This window comes from Cupriavidus sp. NPDC089707 (assembly GCF_044748965.1).
GTDB lineage: Bacteria > Pseudomonadota > Gammaproteobacteria > Burkholderiales > Burkholderiaceae > Cupriavidus.
The window spans coordinates 617,444-632,739 of record NZ_JBIVHB010000002.1 but is presented as its reverse complement, the minus strand read 5'-3'; the positions used below and the strand labels follow the sequence as shown (position 1 = coordinate 632,739).

The window sequence follows — 15,296 nt, the reverse complement described above, 5'->3', positions numbered from 1 at the left end:
CCCCTTTCGGGTCTTGTATCGATGCGCGCTGCCCGGCCTTAGCAGAAAGCTATGGAAGACACGCCACGACTGTCGGACGTGGCAACGCTGCGGGAGGTGTGTTCAGCACCGAGAGCTAGGCTAAGGATTGCGGATACTGCCGGCAATGAGACAACTCTGCATTGCGGTACCGCAAGCCACGGGCTTACGCCAATCGTTCCCGGGCACCTGGCTCATCGGCTGGCGAAAGCCCCTTTCTCCCAGATAATCCACGACATCGAAGCACTGGTCGAACGCCTGGGCGAGGCAGGCTGTGATTCAGTTCCGCCACTTGCACTTCCCAGCCGACTCCTCAGATACAGCGAACGAATGCCGACAGGCGGACGCCATCATCCCCAGATTGCTTCAGATGCTCCTTGCCCGTCAACCACGCGCGGCCAGAAACCGCTGCCAAATGGAACGACCAACTTCGTCATAGCGTCTTACTTCACTTCCGAAGGCGACACGATCCGCCACAGTCACAAGCGGCTCAGGCAAGAACGGATCGAACACTAGTTGCCGGATCGCCTGGTCGCCGAGCAGATAGGCTTCCTTGGCGGCCAACTCTACGGGTAACGTGTCGAGCTTGGCATTCGATTTCTCAAGCAGACGCCTGCTCTCGCGATAGCCTTTCACAAGCTCCTTCCCGTTCCATAGGCCGCGAGCCTTCGATTCCAGCCCGGCGTCGAAGTCTCGTACCGTAAAGACCGGTGCACTATTCTCGACGCCAAGGCCGTAGAGCCGTTCGCGCGTATGGGCGACGCCTCCGGCGAGGTTATCCGGCCGAACATACAGGCCTTCCTCGAGTTGTCGCATTCCGACGAGCGCAAGGGCGCGCTCACGTGCACGCAGGGCCGTACGATCGCTTCGTCCCAGGCCGGCGATCAAGACGGCTACCCATGTGCCATCCCAGGGACGCACTCGCTGCTCTGCGACTCGCCATGCGGATATGTCCTCACCCAGCGCCCGGCCCTCTGAGCCAAGCCGATACGTTCCTCTTCCCGCTGTCTCAATCAGATTGGCGCTCGCCAGGCGGGTAAGCGCAACCCGCGCATTGTTGTCCGAGATCCCGAAGAGCGCGCAGGATCGTATCGCGTCAGAGGCGTCGAGGGTCTCCGTCTCTGATGCCACCAGGAGCTTGAGAATCAGGCGGCGCGCTGCGGGACCGGGAGCACTTTCATCCAATGCAGCCTTTGATGCCTCAGCCATAGGGTAGGGTTCTTCCTAATATTACCTGTTTTTGCAAAACATGCGATGCTGTGTAATATACGAATCGCTTCCACGGATGAGAGTCTACCCATGTCAGCCAGGTCACAGTTCAGCACTCACGATGTCCAGAACCAGCCGTTGCCCCTGCCCGCGTATAACGCCTGGTCAACGGATCGCGCATTGCAGGAGGCCGTAGCGCGGCATGGCGGAGCATGGGCGAGCGAGCACCTTGCGGCCTATGGTGAAGTCACGGGCGGAAGAATGATGGAGTACGGCGAGCTGGCCAACCGTCATAAGCCGGTACTGCACAGCTTTGACAGGTATGGCCGGCGCATCGACACGGTGGAGTTTCACCCGGCCTACCATCAACTGATGGGCCACGCGATGCAGGGCCAGGTTCATAGCTTTTCCTGGCGGCACGAGGATCGGGTTGGCGCGCACGTTGCGCGTGCAGCCCTGGTGTACCTGAACGGCCAACCGGACGCCGGCACCAGCTGCCCGCTAACGATGACACATGCCGCCATTCCGGCGCTGCGCAAGTCTCCGGCGGTTGCAGGCGCATGGATCCCTCGCGTGACAGCCAGCGAGTACGACTCGCGCGCACTGCCTGCTCATGAGAAGACCGCGTGCACGATCGGCATGGGCATGACGGAAAAGCAGGGCGGCTCGGATGTCCGAAGCAACACGACGCGCGCGCATCTTCAACGGGACGGTACGTACGAAATCGTTGGCCACAAGTTTTTCTTTTCGGCGCCGATGTGCGATGCGCATCTGGTTCTGGCGCAGGCGGAGGGCGGCCTGAGTTGCTTTCTGATGCCGCGTGTTCTCCCTGACGGGTCACTCAATGCGGTCCGGATCCAGCGGTTGAAGGATAAGTTGGGCGACTGGAGCAATGCATCTTCCGAGGTCGAGTTCCAGGGAGCGACGGCGAGTCTCGTTGGCGAGGGAGGACGTGGCGTCGCGACGATTATCGAGATGGTCGCGCTGACCCGGCTGGATTGCATTCTCGGCTCAGCCGCGCAGATGCGGCAGGCAATTGTCCAGGCACTCCACCACACGAGTCAGCGCAAGGCATTCGGACGTTTGCTGATTGACCAGCCTCTGATGCGCAATGTCCTGGCCGACCTGGCACTGGAGAGCGAGGCAGCCATCGCGCTTGCGATGCGTATCGCTTCCGCTGTGGATGCGTCGCCGCGAGATCCGCATGAGGCCGCACTCGCCCGCATCGGGACCGCCATCGGGAAATACTGGGTCTGCAAGCGTACGCCTGCCCATATCAACGAAGCGCAGGAATGCCTGGGTGGGATTGGATACGTCGAGGAGAACATCCTGCCGCGGCTCTATCGGCAGGCGCCTCTGAACTCGATCTGGGAGGGCAGCGGCAACGTGCAGTGCCTGGACGTCCTGCGTGCTTTGCAGAAGGAGCCCGGAGTTCGCGACGCCTTGTTCAAGGAACTACACACGGCGCGAGGGCTGCATGAAGCCTATGACCGGCATGTGGCGTGGCTGCAAAAAGCCTTCGAAGACCAGACCGTCCTGGAGGCGCGCAGCCGGCTGGTGGTAGAGCGAACAGCAATGGCCCTTCAGGCGGCGCTGCTGTTGACCTCCGGGAATGATGAGATTGCCAATGCCTTCTGTCGCGCCCGCCTGGCACAAGAGTGTGGCTTTGCATATGGCACGCTGGACCCACAAGCGCCGATTGCACTGCTGATTAACCGCGCCAGTCTGATGATCTGACCTCCCGCCGCGAGCTGACGAACCCCTGAACCTCATGCCCCTGCATCTCTCGCAACTGCTTGCGCAGCGCGCCGCGCTGTCGCCGTCCCGCGAAGCCATTGTGTGCCCGCGCGGACGCTGGACCTTTTCTCAGTTCAACGATCGCTGTACACGGCTTGCTGATGCATTCGCCGAGCTAGGGGTTTCGGAAGGGGATCGCGTTGCGATCTACGCACGAAATGGTGAGGCCCTGGCCAATGCGGTGTTCGCTGCCGCTCGTGCTGGCGCGACTGCCGTGGTGTTGAACTGGAGGCTAAGCGCCGCGGAGCTGGCATACATCCTCGCTGATGCCGAGCCGTCCGCTCTCCTGTATGAGGATGAATTCGCTCCAGTCGTTGAACTGCTCATTGAAGCCCAGCCGCTGCGCGGAATCGTCCGGGTGGGAGAGCGTGGGCCTGGCGTCGATTACGACAGCATTGTGGACAGGTCCGGACCCCTGGCATCAGGCTCCCGTGAAGTGCGAGCCGATTTGCCGGCGGTCATCATGTACACCTCAGGCACGACGGGGCGTCCCAAAGGGGCGATGCTGTCGCACGAAGCCCTGATCTGGGCCGCGCATGGCAATGCCAATACCCTGGATTGGCGTCAGGATGCGCGATTCCTGCTCGTCGCACCGATGTTCCATATCGGTGGACTGTCGCCGCTGATTACCAATGTGCTGAAGGGATGCACCACCGTTCTCCGGGCAGACTTTGATCCGACGGAGGTCTGGCAAACCATCGCCGCCGAACGCATCACGAGCATGATGTCGGTACCGCTGATGCTTCAGGCAATGCTTGCGGTGGCAAAGGCGACGTCGGTTGACGCTTCAAGCCTGTCGTGGGTGAGTTGCGGAGCGTCGGCAGTACCGAAGGCGCTGATCGAAGCCTGTCTCGATCTGGGTATCAGCGTGCAACAGGTCTACGGAACTACCGAGTTCTGCGGAGCCGTGTCATTCTGGACCACCGAGATGGGGCTGGCGAAGGCACACTCGCAAGGCAAGGGACTTCTGCACGGCGAAATCAGAATCGTCAATCCGGCGACGGGAACCGCGCTGCCTGCGGAGGAGGACGGGGAGATCTGGTGCCGGGGCCCGATGGTCTTCTCCGGCTACTGGAGAAATCCGGACGCCACGCAGGCCGCCTTGCATCGGGGCTGGTATCGAACCGGAGATATCGGCCGCCTCGACAACGATGGCTTCCTGTATGTCGTGGACCGTCTGAAGGACATGATCATCAGCGGCGGAGAGAACATCTATCCCGCTGAGCTGGAAGCCGCGATCCGCACAGTTCACGGTGTTGCAGACGTGGCGGTGGTCGGGCGGGCGGATGCAAAGTGGGGGGAGGTCCCCGTCGCGTTTGTGGTGTGCAAGCCAGGCTCGTCCGTTATGGAGGCAGATATCCTGACCGCTTGCAGGCAACGGCTCGCCGGGTACAAGTGCGTGAAGGCCGTTGAGTTCGTCAATAGCCTGCCGCGCAATGCGGTTGGGAAGATCCTGAAGCAGGAGCTGCGGGCACTGCGGTGATCGTTGTGAATGTGTCAACCGTTCCCAGTTATCTAGTGCGTCGACTGTCGGAAGTATCTTTCCCTTAGATAGTCGAGATAGGTCCGATACTCTGGTCGACTAGCTGAGCAAAGGTCCCCGAAGATCGCCTGGTAGCTGATGGCCTTGAACTTCAGTTCATCGCCAACCAGCTCTTGGAACCTCCGGATCTCATCCCGATGACGCTCCCCGTGTGGTCCCGGCCAATCGAAGTACACATACCGCAGCAACCAACGGTCTCCGTACTGACGAGCAAGCGCAACTGCATGCATAAGTAGCTGCGGCGCGCCAATGTGCCGGAACGACTCCCGGCCCTCTTGCAGGGCTTCCGCGAGCGCACCGCTCCTATCAATTGACCTGAAGGGTCCTCAGCAACGAAGGAGGCCGTTTGCAAAAAGGCCCCGTATCTGCCGTTGACGATGGAGAAAATCTTGCTGGTCCATAGCTCCAGCGGCGCACTATCCACCGTATCTGCGAAGGCAGCATAAGTCAGTGGGGCTAGCAGTTTCATGTCACCTCTGGTGAAATTCCGTACCGGCAGTTCGCACGACGATCCATGTTCGATCTCAGAACATTCTCTTTCCCAAAGAGGCTCGACGTGCTTGGCAGTTTCTGATATGGGATATCGTGCTCCGTAGGACATGATGGTTTTCCGCTGTTCGCCAACTTACAGGGTGGGTCGTGGGATTAGTCACTCAACTCAGGCCTGGCCGCGACGGCGGATACGGCAAGGCGACTCCCAAACCGGAAGAACCGAGTCGAACTTGACGTAATACAAAGGTCCGCACAGTTTGCTTAGTGAAGAATCTTGCTTTCAATTGAGGCCATTTTCGGCCCCGATGAGCATGGCAAGGTGCCGCCGGAGACATGGAACTAGGCATCGGGTATGGAATCAATCGGACGATTTCCGAGAGTGATCCCCTCTTGGTCGACTCTGACCTATGACAACAGGTCGCCAGATCGATACCAGTGACCCGCGCCAAACACCGGAAGAAAGAAGTTGAAACTTCACTAAGGTACGCAGAGTCGCAAGGCGCTTACATCAACATGAATGACCCCGCCGTGCCAGCTGATCAGGTACGGGCTGACGAAGCCGCCAAAGTTCGCAAGGCTGTTGATCGCGCCGATGCACGCCGCAGCCGTCGCCCCGCCGAGGAATGCCGCCGGCAACGTCCACATGATCGGCGAGAAGCTGATGATCTCTGCCTGGTCACCCCGCGGCGTTCGCAACGCTCGGAGAATGCTCTTGGACGCTGCCGTTCGCGACGCGATATACGCGATCTGACGCCTGGACCAGCGCATGGCGATGCGTGATCACGATTAGCGTTGGTACGCGTTGCCGGACGCGCGCGAAGATTCGCGCCTCGCGTTCTGGGTCGAGCGATGAAGTGGGCTCATCCAGAATGATGACCGCCGGGCGGCGCGCGAGCGCACGGCCCAGCGCGACACGCTGGCGTTCGCCCCCTGATAGGGCCCTGCCTTGAATGCCAAGCTGGCGATCCAGGATATCGCCGTTTCCGTCTGCGGCTATCTCATGCAGTTCGAGCAAAGTAATGAGTTCGTGCAGCGCGTGGTCTGGCGGCGGGTTGTCACAGCCGTAGGTCAGATTCGCCCTAAGCGAGCCGGTGAGGATCATCGGCGCTTGAGGTGCGACAGCGACTTCGCGTGCGATGTCGCTGACGGACAGCTTGCCGACGTCCGCGCCAAAGAGGTAAACAGTGCCAGCCGCGGGGCGGGCGAGTCCGAGCATCAAGTGGATCAGGCTCGATTTGCCCGCGCCCGATGGCCCGGTGAGCGCGACGAACTCGCCCTGCCTGATGGTGATGTTCACGCCCTGCAAAAGCTGCTTCTCGCCTTGTGTGACATCAGCGTGCTCGATGCGACAGATTTCGGTCGCAGTTCGGTCGATGTGCTCGCTGGATTCGCCGCGCTCGATTGGCAGCTCCAGAAGGCCGAAACTCTCGCGAAGCGCGAGATGGTTGCGGCGCAAATCGGACAGCGATCCCGCGAGGTTAGTGAAAGGTATCGCCAGTGCCACGATGTAGCTGACAATCATGACGAAGTCGCCTGCGCGGAGTGCCGAATGGGTAACGCCATACGCGGTCGTCACCGTGAAGAGCGTAAGCACAAGGCCAGTGCAGATGGCTTGCGTCGCAAGCAGAAGCGCGAGCCGGGTGTTTCCGTGGGTCACTTTGCCGATATAGACATCAAGCGTGCGGTGCAACGCGGCATCCTCTCTCGCGTACGCGTTGTTGAGTTTGATGTCGAGCATGAATCCGAGTTTTTCAACAAGATGGGTCGACAGCATGTCGGCACCGCTGAAAATCTCTTCGTGAGCGCCCTTGCTTTTGTCCGCGAGGAACCATGTCGCGGCAAAGAGAAGCAACATGGATATGGCAAATCCTAGAGCGAACGCGCCGTCGGTCAATTGCCACAGAACGACGCTGGACAGTATCAACTGGAGAACAGTCGGGACTATTGCCCAGAACACCGTGAACGTGATTGCACTGAAAGCCGCGCGGCTTCGCGCGATGACTGAGACCAGCTTGCCTGGATCTTCTTCAGTCAGGCGCGGGTAGTCAACCCTGATGAGTCTGGCAAAGATGGCGTTATGGAATGCGGCATCACACCTTGCGAGAAGGGCCGCGGAAAGCATGGCCTTCAGCCAATCGAATGCGCGAGCGGTGGTCCAGGCGAGTCCGTACGCGGTTGCCAGAAGCACCGGCCAGCCTGTAGCGCTATGCGTGGCGTCTGCAGATAGAGCATTGGTTGCCTCACGCAAGAGGTAGGGGACTAGCGTTGACAATGCCGCGGACAGCCCTACAAATAGAGTTGCTCCGCCGAAGTGGATCGGCAAGGCTGGATACTTTCTGACCGTGATTCGGTAGGCGCAGATCCAGTCCTTATACAAGTCCAAAAGAAGCCTCATCGTCATCACCTCCAGCTATCAAAGTCATGTGAGGCCATCGACCAAGCTTTGGCATCGCCATGGCTTTGCCTCGTGAATGCGCGAGGGTGAGGTCAAACAGGAGCACGGCGGCGGATACAACGCCTGCATATCCGACGAACATATCGTCCTTTGTTGGCGCTGCGGCGATGTGAAAGAGGCCTAGCCCCACAAATGAAGCGGGCAACAATACCGAAGGTATCAGGAACAACCATCGTAGGGCCATTGCTCGGTCTCTCGTTGCCACAGGGGCTCCCCTTGGCTACCTGTCCGGCATCGGGCTGCCCCGACCCTCGGCAGTGTTCGTTGAACGATCGCAACATTCATGCGGGCATGCCGGCAGAAAATCGATGGAAGCGGATCGTGTGGGCGGAACCTGAGATCGGCGTGCTGTAGCTGGTTCCTGGATCCTCGATGTGAATGCGGGCTATGCCAAAGCCCCGATCCGCCAGGAATCGACGGACCGTGTCAGCTCTGTCATGAGCCAGGTGCTTGACGGCCTTGCTTGCCTTTGGCTTCATTGCTCCGTTGCCGCAAAGCCACCGAGTGGGGCGGCACTATGCTCTCTCACGTCCGCTGCAGCGATCGTCATCGTGAAGGGCCGCGAGGCATAGAAGACCGGCGCCGGCTGGCAGCCGCAGGCACAGATATCTCCGCTGAGTGCGACTTCCTTGCCCATGTCCGTACAAGGCACGCGTGGCCCGACGCAGACAATTGCGCCCGCGCGCCTGCATACGGGGCAGTACACGGCATCGCCTTCCCGGGCGGTGGGAGCGTTGTGCCAGAAGTACGAGTCGCTGCCGCTGGAAATGGTGGCGCCGTTGTTGGCCTTATCGCCTCTGATGAGATAGGTCCGGGTCACCATGGCGAAACCTCCGCACGCACGTGTACGTCAGAGATTGCTGATGGAGCGCAAAGGTCTGGGTAGGTTGGTCCTGGGAGAATCGCGCCTCTGATTGAGTCCATATCCGACTCCGATGAGCATGGCAAGTCGCCACTGGAGTCATGGAACAAGGTGCCCGGTACCGAGTCAATCAGGCAAGTCCAAAAATGGCGCTGGACATTTCCGCTTGCTGCAAACAGGGCAAAGGACGCGAACATGGCTATGCGCGGTCAGTTCTGCATCGCCAATGCAGACAACATTGCGGGCTATATCGCTTGAGATTCAATCCGGGAGTAAGAACGCGAATCCGGTAAGCGAGTTCTATGTGTCTACCGGCTTGTCCTCATCCGTGCTGTCCTGGGCCACAGCCAGTCCCGCAGCATTTCAATCCCGTGACGGGCCTGGCATGAAGTAGACCGTCTTGTGCAGGGGGGCAGGAAAAATGAAATCGTTCGCCTACAAGGTCGCAGCCCGTGTGCTGACTCCCGTGCTGCTAGTGGCCACCGGTGTCCTGGCCGTGTTCCTGTACCCCTTTCCGCTGTCGGGCGAGAACATGATGATCGACGTCATGTACATGCAGTACGCCTGCGGGGACTGCTACGTACAGTACCGGGTACTAAAGGCTGGTGGAGAGGGTGGCCAGATGCAAGCCAGAACGTTCGATAACGAGAACGATACCCCGATGCGGTTCATTGGCTGGGATGTCGTTGTTCTATACAAGGGCTCTGACCAGCCGCTTATCAAGTATGTGGACCCAAGCACCGCCTCACGCAATGACTGCATGAGCCCTGTCGTCCGCTTGCGGGGGCGGTTCAAGCGCAAGCTGATTAACATGCTCTTCTACACCGGCGACAGATACGATGGCATCTACTTTGATGCGGACACCGCATCGATCGTCCCGAACGGCATCCACGGCTGTAGGCCGAGTCCCGGGGCGGCGATCCGATAGTCGATCGATCCGGAGCTCCCCCGGCCTGACGACTGTGGATGCGGGCCGCGATGGTTTTACCTAGCCACCGTTGGATGGTGGATCGAGACTGCAGGCCGAAACGACTTAGCGTTCTTGTGGCGTGCGTTCGTCAATGCCTGTATGCCGGCGCTGCCTAGTTGATGATCCGGCCGTACTGCTGTCATGAGACATCGGCGCCGCCATAGAAGCGCACCTCGTCCGACAAAGGCCAAAACTCCCCGACGAGCCTTTCCCGCGGAAACGACGCAATCGCAGCCGTACTCAAGCCCTCACTGTCGACAGAAATGATTTGCCTGGCCACCGTCCGATATCCCGCCCGGAAGTGGTTGGCCCCCTTGATCGCAACGACCTTGTACCCTGTGACATCCACCCCATGCAGTACAAACGGCTCGACATCAAAGATCTGCTCGGCGCGCGAAGCCACGATGACATCGACGCCATTGATTGCCAGCCGACACATCGCGCCCAGGTCGAAGCGAACACCTTCAAACATCGAGCCAGGCCGATTGACGAAACGACCGTCCGTGATGCATTTCACATAGGCATCGGCCTCGATCGGCGCGCCCTGGAAGCGGCCTTGCTTGCCACCCAGCGAGACCCTGATCGTGGCCCCGACACCGGCGCGCTGGGCTTGTGCCACCACGGCCGCGTCGTTGATCGACGCGAAGCAGCACGTGCTGGCGGGCGGATTGGCGTCCAGTAACGCGCGAAGCAAATGCGTGCCGTCTCCGGGTGTGCCGCCCCCCGGGTTGTCTGCGTACTCGTTGACAACGACCGGGCCATCTGCCGCCGACAGGGCAAGGGCGATGCCCTGTGCAGGTGAAGGGAACGTCGGACAAAATTCCTCGCGATGCGACCAGATCCATTGCGCGACTTCGTCGGCGCAACGCTGCGCGAGTGCAGCGTCTCCGGTCGTGGTACACACGACCGCCGGGCAGGGCGCCGCGATATCCGCGTAGGGGAAACCGTGGAACCACGAGCAGTCGATTACGCCGGGCTGTGCGGCCAGCTTCCGGCAAACGTCGTTGACTTCCGCCGGGATGAACCCGTCTTGTGTCGTCACGATGTACGGCAGCATTGGCAGGCGTCGCGTTGCGGTGACCGGCGTGAGCCTTCCCCGAATCATCTCAAGCAGCAGCTTGACGGCTTCGACGCCCCGTTCATGGAAGTCGGTATGCGGATACAGCTTGCACGGCAACGTCAGGTTGCAAGCATCCCGCATCGCGTCCGTCATGTTGCCGTGCAAATCGTAGACCGCGGCAAGCGGTACACCTGGCCCGACCAGCGCGCGAACGGCAAGCGCCAGATCGCCTTCGATGTCCTCGGTGCCGTCGGCGACACCGGCGCCATGCAGGGCCAGCAGCACGCCGTCAACCGGCAGCGCATCGCGAATGCCATCAAGGATTTCCTGCTTCATGGCGGCATACGCGCCGGCTTCGATCGTGCCCGATGGCGTCGCCTGCCCGATGTAGGTGGGAACGAGCGTGGCGCCGGTCTTGCGCGCGCCTTCGATAAAGCCGCCCACTTGATGATTCGATTTGTTGAACGCCGCCAGGATTTCGTTGCCCCGATACTGCTCGAATGCGCGCAGTGGCGTCATGCCCGCGAATTCGGCGGCGTACGTGTTGGTCTCGTGGATGAGTCCGGCAACGGCGAGGCGGACGGGCGATTGGTCTGAAGTCACGGGAATGCCTCCGGGAGATGGGTTCTGCGCGCGATCAGCGGTTGACCTTCTTTGGATCAAAGCTTAGGGCGATCAGGGCGCCGGCGACAAGTGCGCCGGCGATGATGAAGATGGCCGGCGCGGTGCTGTGGTACGTATCGCGGATCCAGCCGATCAGGTACGGGCTGACGAAGCCGCCAAGGTTTGCCAGGCTGTTGATCGCGCCGATACATGCCGCGGCCGTCGCCCCGCCGAGGAATGCCGTCGGCAATGTCCACATGATCGGCGAGAAGCTGATGATCCCTGCCGCCGCGATAGACAGCGAGATTACGGCGAGCACAAGGTTCTGTCCCGCGAATGCGCTCGCCACGAGCCCAAAGGCACCCACCAGCATGATGCCGGCAAGGTGCCAGCGACGCTCTCCATGTCGATCCGAACTCCGCCCCACCAGCACCATGGCTACCACGGCCACGCAATACGGAATCGCGCTGAGCAGGCCGATCTGCACGCCATTGACCGCCCCTGCGTCCTTGATCAGCGTGGGCAGGTAAAAGCCGAGCGTGTACAACGCCATCATCGCCGGAAACGTCATCAGGATGATCTTGCAGATCCGCATGTCGCGCAGGATGCCGGTCAGCGGCATGTGCTCCCGGCCATGGTCATCCTGCGCGATATCGTTCTCGATCAACTGGCGTTGCGCGGGTGTCAGCCATTTAGCGTCCTTGACACGATCTGTCAGGATCCACAGGACGCCGATGGCAAGCGGGAGCGTCGGCAGGGCTTCGAGCACAAACACCCATTGCCAGCCGGCGTGACCGCCAACCAGGTGAAAGCGCTCCAGGATCCAGCCCGACAGAGGGCTGCCGAGCAGGCCGGCGATGGGAATGCCCGCCTGAAAGATGGCCGTGACCTTGGCGCGGCGGCGATTCGGAAACCAGTACGTCAGGTAGAGGATCACGCCGGGGTAGAAGCCGGCTTCGGCGACGCCGAGCAGGAAGCGTACCGTGTAGAACTGCCACGGCGTCGTGACAAATGCCATGACTCCAGAGAGCAGGCCCCAGGAGATCATGATGCGGGCAATCCAGCGTCGCGCGCCGACGCGATGCATGATGAGGTTGCTCGGTACCTCGAACAGCATGTAGCCGATAAAGAATAGCCCCGCGCCGAGCCCGTAGGCCGCCTCGCTGAATTGCAGGTCGGACAGCATGCTGAGTTTGGCGATGCCGATGTTCACGCGGTCGAGATAAGCGACGACGTAGCACAGCATCAGGAACGGGATGAAGCGCAGGGCAACCTTGCGATAGGTGGCGTCTGCAAATGCGTAGGTGTCAGGGCGCCCCTGAGCATCGGGCGAAAGCGTGGCGTGGTGCTCCATGAAAGCGTCTCCTTGTTTTTATTGGGGGCGACGATGAAAGGGTCAGGCTGCCTGTTGCACGGCGCCAGACGCATGACCGGCCAGCGTTTCCGCGTAATCCTGAAATCGGCGAAGCTCCTCCGGCGGAACCAGCGAGCCACCGGTGGCCCAGATCACATGCGTTGCGTCGCGCATGTCGAGCCCGTGATCGCGCACATACGCCTGGCCTTCGGGGGAGTCACGCAGCCAGCCGGGGCCACTGATGCCGGCCGCCGCTGACGGCTCGACTTCCACGCCCATCGACGTCTTGAGTGCGAGCAACTGAACGTAGAGTTGATCGTCGGGTACGGTGAACACGCCGGCGAGCTGGGAAGCCATCAACGGACTGACCAGATGGGATGCCTGGCCGACGGCGAGGCCATCGGCATCGGTCCGGTTATCCAGGCCGATGTCGTAGACGGATACGGGAGCGTCCGCACCCGAGGCCAACTGCACTAGTACGCACGGCGAGGCCACGGGCTCGGCAAAAAAGCAGTGCACATGTTCCCCGAACAGTGCCTTGAGCCCGTAAGTGATGCCACCGGGGGCGCCGCCGACGCCGCAGGGGAGATAGACGAAGAGTGGATGCGAGGCATCCACGACGCGGCCAGCCTCGGCCAGTTGGCGCGCCAGGTGGCGTGCTGCGGCGGCGTATCCGAAGAAGAGCAGGGCGGAGCGCTCGTCATCAACGAAATGGCAGCGCGGCGCCGCCAGCGCTTGCTCCCGTCCCGCAGCCACGGCTTCCGCGTAGTCACCCTCATGTTCCACGACGCGCACGCCGCGTTTGCGCAGACGGTCCTTCTTCCACGCCTTGGCGTCCGCGGACATATGCACAACCGTATCGAATCCGAGCGCAGCCGCCATCACGCCGATGCTCAAGCCGAGGTTGCCGGTGCTGCCAACCGTCACCGAGAATTGCGAGAACAGCGCGCGCGCTTCCGCCGTCGCCAGCACGCGGCGGTCACCATCAGGGTCGAGGATGCCGTGCTCGATTGCGATGGACTCAGCAATCGCCAGCACTTCATGAAAGCCGCCGCGTGCCTTGATGGAGCCGGCAATCGGCAGTTCGTCGTCTCGCTTGATGAACCACGCGCCCTCGGCGCCATCGTTGCCAATGAGCGCGTGCTGGAGCGCGGTGGCAGGCATCAGTTGCGATTCCACTTGCCCATCGCTTGACGCCAGTTCGGGAAACAGCGTTGCCATGAGCGGTGCGCAGCGCGCAAGACGTGTCTCGGCTGCCTCGATCAGTTCTGTCGATGGGGCGGAAGTCGGCAGGGGTTGCCCTAGCCTCGGATTCAGCCAAAGCAGCGGCTGTCTCGATTGAAGTCTTGCTAATAGCTCTGGGGTCAACGGCAGCGTGGCCATCAAGTCCTTCTCCAAGGAATTCCTTATGAGCCATGATCGTAAGCGCTGCAGTCGTGCAAAAATAGCGATCGTTTCTAACGCATGCATTAGTCACACTAATCCCAATGCAGCTCGACTCATCTGTTCTCGGCGCGCTGCGGTGTTTCGAAGCCGCGGGTCGCCTGCTGAGTTTCACCAAGGCAGCCGAATCGCTGAGCCTCACCCAAAGCGCGGTGAGCCAGCAGATTCGCCATCTGGAAGACCGTCTCGGCTACATGCTCTTCGTGCGCCAGCCGCGCAACCTGAAACTGACGCCAAAGGGCGAAGCGCTGTTCGAGACGACGACGCGCGCTCTGCATGACATCCAGCAGACCATCCAGCGACTCGGCCTGCCAAACGCACCGTTGCAGGTCAATTGCCTGCCGTCGTTTGCGCTGCAATGGCTGATGCCGCGCCTGACCGAGTTCCACCGCGAGCAGCCGGATGTGTCCGTGCGCCTGAAAGCCGAGTTCCAGGCCCTGGACAGGCAATCGATGGAGGCGGAAGACATTGACGTGGCAGTGCGCTATGACCCGGTCCGCTACAGCCAGTTGCGTGCGGACGTCTTGCTGGACGAGTACCTGATTCCGGTGGCCACGCCCGAGTACCTTGCCCAGCATCCCGGGCTATCTGACGGGGTGTCGCTCGACGGCGTCGTGTTGCTGCATGACGCATCGCCATGGGTCGGTGCAGCCGAGTTCGTGGAATGGCGCACATGGCTCGAGGCGTTTCACCCGGCATGGATTGCGCAGCTGGAGGGGCCGCAATTCAATCTGTCGAGCCTTGCGATCAGCGCGGCGCTGAACCACCAGGGCGTGGCGATGGGACGTACGGCGTTGGTCTATGACGAGCTCAGGAGTGGACGGCTGGTGGATGTCTTCCGCAAGCATGTACGCGCGCCGGCGCGCTACATGCTGCTTTCTCGTAATCCTGAGGACCGGCGCGTGACCATTTTCTCTTCTTGGCTCAAGGCAGAGTGTGCGCGCTTCGATATTGCGCGGATGGAGTTGCTTTCGTTGGGCGGGGTGTCGCGGGGAGCTGGACAGGACTGACTGCCACTGATCCACGCGGCGCGGGCCACCCCATGAGATTCAGGCAGGCCCGCGCAGCGCTTCCCATCGAAACACGGCATCACGCCAGAGCGCCGTCGAGATAGGGATCGACATTGCGCGCGGGATCGTTCGAGGGCCACGTCCGGTCCCGGCCAGCCAGGGAGCGGGCGCCGTCGGAAAACGGATCAACGCTGCGAGCCGGGTCCGCCGAGACACCCGTGCGGTCCAGGCCGGCCAGCGAGCGGGCGCCATCCAGGAACGGATCAACGTTGCGTGCACCGTCGACAAACGGGCTGCGCGATTCCTGCACCGAGCGCGCACCGTCGGTGTAGGGGTCACGTGCATCGCTGACGGAGCGGGCACCATCGGTGAACGGGTCGCGTGCGCCAACCTGTGAGAGGCCGGCGGCCTGTGCGCCCGCTGCAGCAGCAACCAGGGCGATGGAGAGGACAAAGCGCTTGGCGATGTTGGTAGTCATGA

At 61.3% G+C, this 15,296-nt stretch carries 11 protein-coding genes; 4 read left to right on the top strand and 7 right to left on the bottom strand.

Features of this window, described 5'->3' with window-relative positions:
• Positions 1-402 precede the first annotated feature (402 nt).
• The gene (locus tag ACIP1U_RS06235) at positions 403-1,227 is read right to left on the bottom strand and encodes a PaaX family transcriptional regulator (protein WP_400312787.1); all 825 of its coding nucleotides are present in this window, start codon (positions 1,225-1,227) and stop codon (positions 403-405) included.
• Between the two features lie 90 nt (positions 1,228-1,317).
• On the opposite strand from ACIP1U_RS06235, the gene ACIP1U_RS06230 reads away from it, so the two are divergent.
• Together ACIP1U_RS06230 and menE are read left to right on the top strand one after the other, a co-directional pair.
• Positions 1,318-2,964 (top strand): isovaleryl-CoA dehydrogenase, encoded by a 1,647-nt coding sequence (locus tag ACIP1U_RS06230; protein WP_400312785.1) that lies wholly within the window; start codon positions 1,318-1,320, stop codon positions 2,962-2,964.
• Between the two features lie 34 nt (positions 2,965-2,998).
• On the top strand, positions 2,999-4,507 hold the full coding sequence (gene menE, locus ACIP1U_RS06225; protein WP_400312784.1) for an o-succinylbenzoate--CoA ligase: 1,509 nt from the start codon (positions 2,999-3,001) through the stop codon (positions 4,505-4,507).
• 1,228 nt (positions 4,508-5,735) lie between these two features.
• Here menE and ACIP1U_RS06220 read toward each other — a convergent pair.
• Complete coding sequence (locus ACIP1U_RS06220; RefSeq protein WP_400312782.1) at positions 5,736-7,460, bottom strand: ATP-binding cassette domain-containing protein; 1,725 nt, start codon at positions 7,458-7,460, stop codon at positions 5,736-5,738.
• A gap of 529 nt (positions 7,461-7,989) precedes the next feature.
• Positions 7,990-8,337, bottom strand: coding sequence for a PAAR domain-containing protein (locus ACIP1U_RS06215; RefSeq protein ID WP_400312780.1), 348 nt, complete (start codon positions 8,335-8,337; stop codon positions 7,990-7,992).
• Between the two features lie 460 nt (positions 8,338-8,797).
• Here ACIP1U_RS06215 and ACIP1U_RS06210 point away from each other — a divergent pair, with 460 nt between their 5' ends.
• A complete protein-coding gene (locus ACIP1U_RS06210) occupies positions 8,798-9,304 on the top strand; it encodes a hypothetical protein (RefSeq protein WP_400312778.1) in 507 nt (168 codons plus the stop codon).
• Positions 9,305-9,485: 181 nt separating this feature from the next.
• On the opposite strand, the gene ACIP1U_RS06205 is transcribed toward ACIP1U_RS06210, so the two are convergent.
• Genes ACIP1U_RS06205 through ACIP1U_RS06195 form a run of 3 tightly spaced genes read right to left on the bottom strand, consistent with a single transcriptional unit; the run spans position 9,486 to position 13,746 of the window.
• The gene (locus ACIP1U_RS06205) at positions 9,486-11,009 is read right to left on the bottom strand and encodes a M81 family metallopeptidase (protein WP_400312776.1); all 1,524 of its coding nucleotides are present in this window, start codon (positions 11,007-11,009) and stop codon (positions 9,486-9,488) included.
• Between the two features lie 34 nt (positions 11,010-11,043).
• A complete protein-coding gene (locus ACIP1U_RS06200) occupies positions 11,044-12,363 on the bottom strand; it encodes an MFS transporter (RefSeq protein ID WP_400312774.1) in 1,320 nt (439 codons plus the stop codon).
• A 42-nt stretch (positions 12,364-12,405) separates the two neighbouring features.
• Positions 12,406-13,746, bottom strand: coding sequence for a D-serine ammonia-lyase (locus tag ACIP1U_RS06195; protein ID WP_400312844.1), 1,341 nt, complete (start codon positions 13,744-13,746; stop codon positions 12,406-12,408).
• Between the two features lie 98 nt (positions 13,747-13,844).
• On the opposite strand from ACIP1U_RS06195, the gene ACIP1U_RS06190 reads away from it, so the two are divergent.
• The gene (locus ACIP1U_RS06190) at positions 13,845-14,816 is read left to right on the top strand and encodes a LysR substrate-binding domain-containing protein (RefSeq protein WP_400312843.1); all 972 of its coding nucleotides are present in this window, start codon (positions 13,845-13,847) and stop codon (positions 14,814-14,816) included.
• Positions 14,817-14,895: 79 nt separating this feature from the next.
• On the opposite strand, the gene ACIP1U_RS06185 is transcribed toward ACIP1U_RS06190, so the two are convergent.
• Positions 14,896-15,294, bottom strand: coding sequence for a hydroxyquinol 1,2-dioxygenase (locus ACIP1U_RS06185; protein WP_400312773.1), 399 nt, complete (start codon positions 15,292-15,294; stop codon positions 14,896-14,898).
• Positions 15,295-15,296: the final 2 nt, after the last annotated feature.

Bases quoted from the DNA above. Each gene is read 5' to 3' on its own strand.
- ACIP1U_RS06235 (WP_400312787.1), bottom strand. From the start codon at position 1,227: ATGGCTGAGGCATCAAAGGCTGCATTGGATGAAAGTGCTCCCGGTCCC.
- ACIP1U_RS06230 (WP_400312785.1), top strand. From the start codon at position 1,318: ATGTCAGCCAGGTCACAGTTCAGCACTCACGATGTCCAGAACCAGCCG.
- menE (WP_400312784.1), top strand. From the start codon at position 2,999: ATGCCCCTGCATCTCTCGCAACTGCTTGCGCAGCGCGCCGCGCTGTCG.
- ACIP1U_RS06220 (WP_400312782.1), bottom strand. From the start codon at position 7,460: ATGACGATGAGGCTTCTTTTGGACTTGTATAAGGACTGGATCTGCGCC.
- ACIP1U_RS06215 (WP_400312780.1), bottom strand. From the start codon at position 8,337: ATGGTGACCCGGACCTATCTCATCAGAGGCGATAAGGCCAACAACGGC.
- ACIP1U_RS06210 (WP_400312778.1), top strand. From the start codon at position 8,798: ATGAAATCGTTCGCCTACAAGGTCGCAGCCCGTGTGCTGACTCCCGTG.
- ACIP1U_RS06200 (WP_400312774.1), bottom strand. From the start codon at position 12,363: ATGGAGCACCACGCCACGCTTTCGCCCGATGCTCAGGGGCGCCCTGAC.
- ACIP1U_RS06195 (WP_400312844.1), bottom strand. From the start codon at position 13,746: ATGGCCACGCTGCCGTTGACCCCAGAGCTATTAGCAAGACTTCAATCG.
- ACIP1U_RS06185 (WP_400312773.1), bottom strand. From the start codon at position 15,294: ATGACTACCAACATCGCCAAGCGCTTTGTCCTCTCCATCGCCCTGGTT.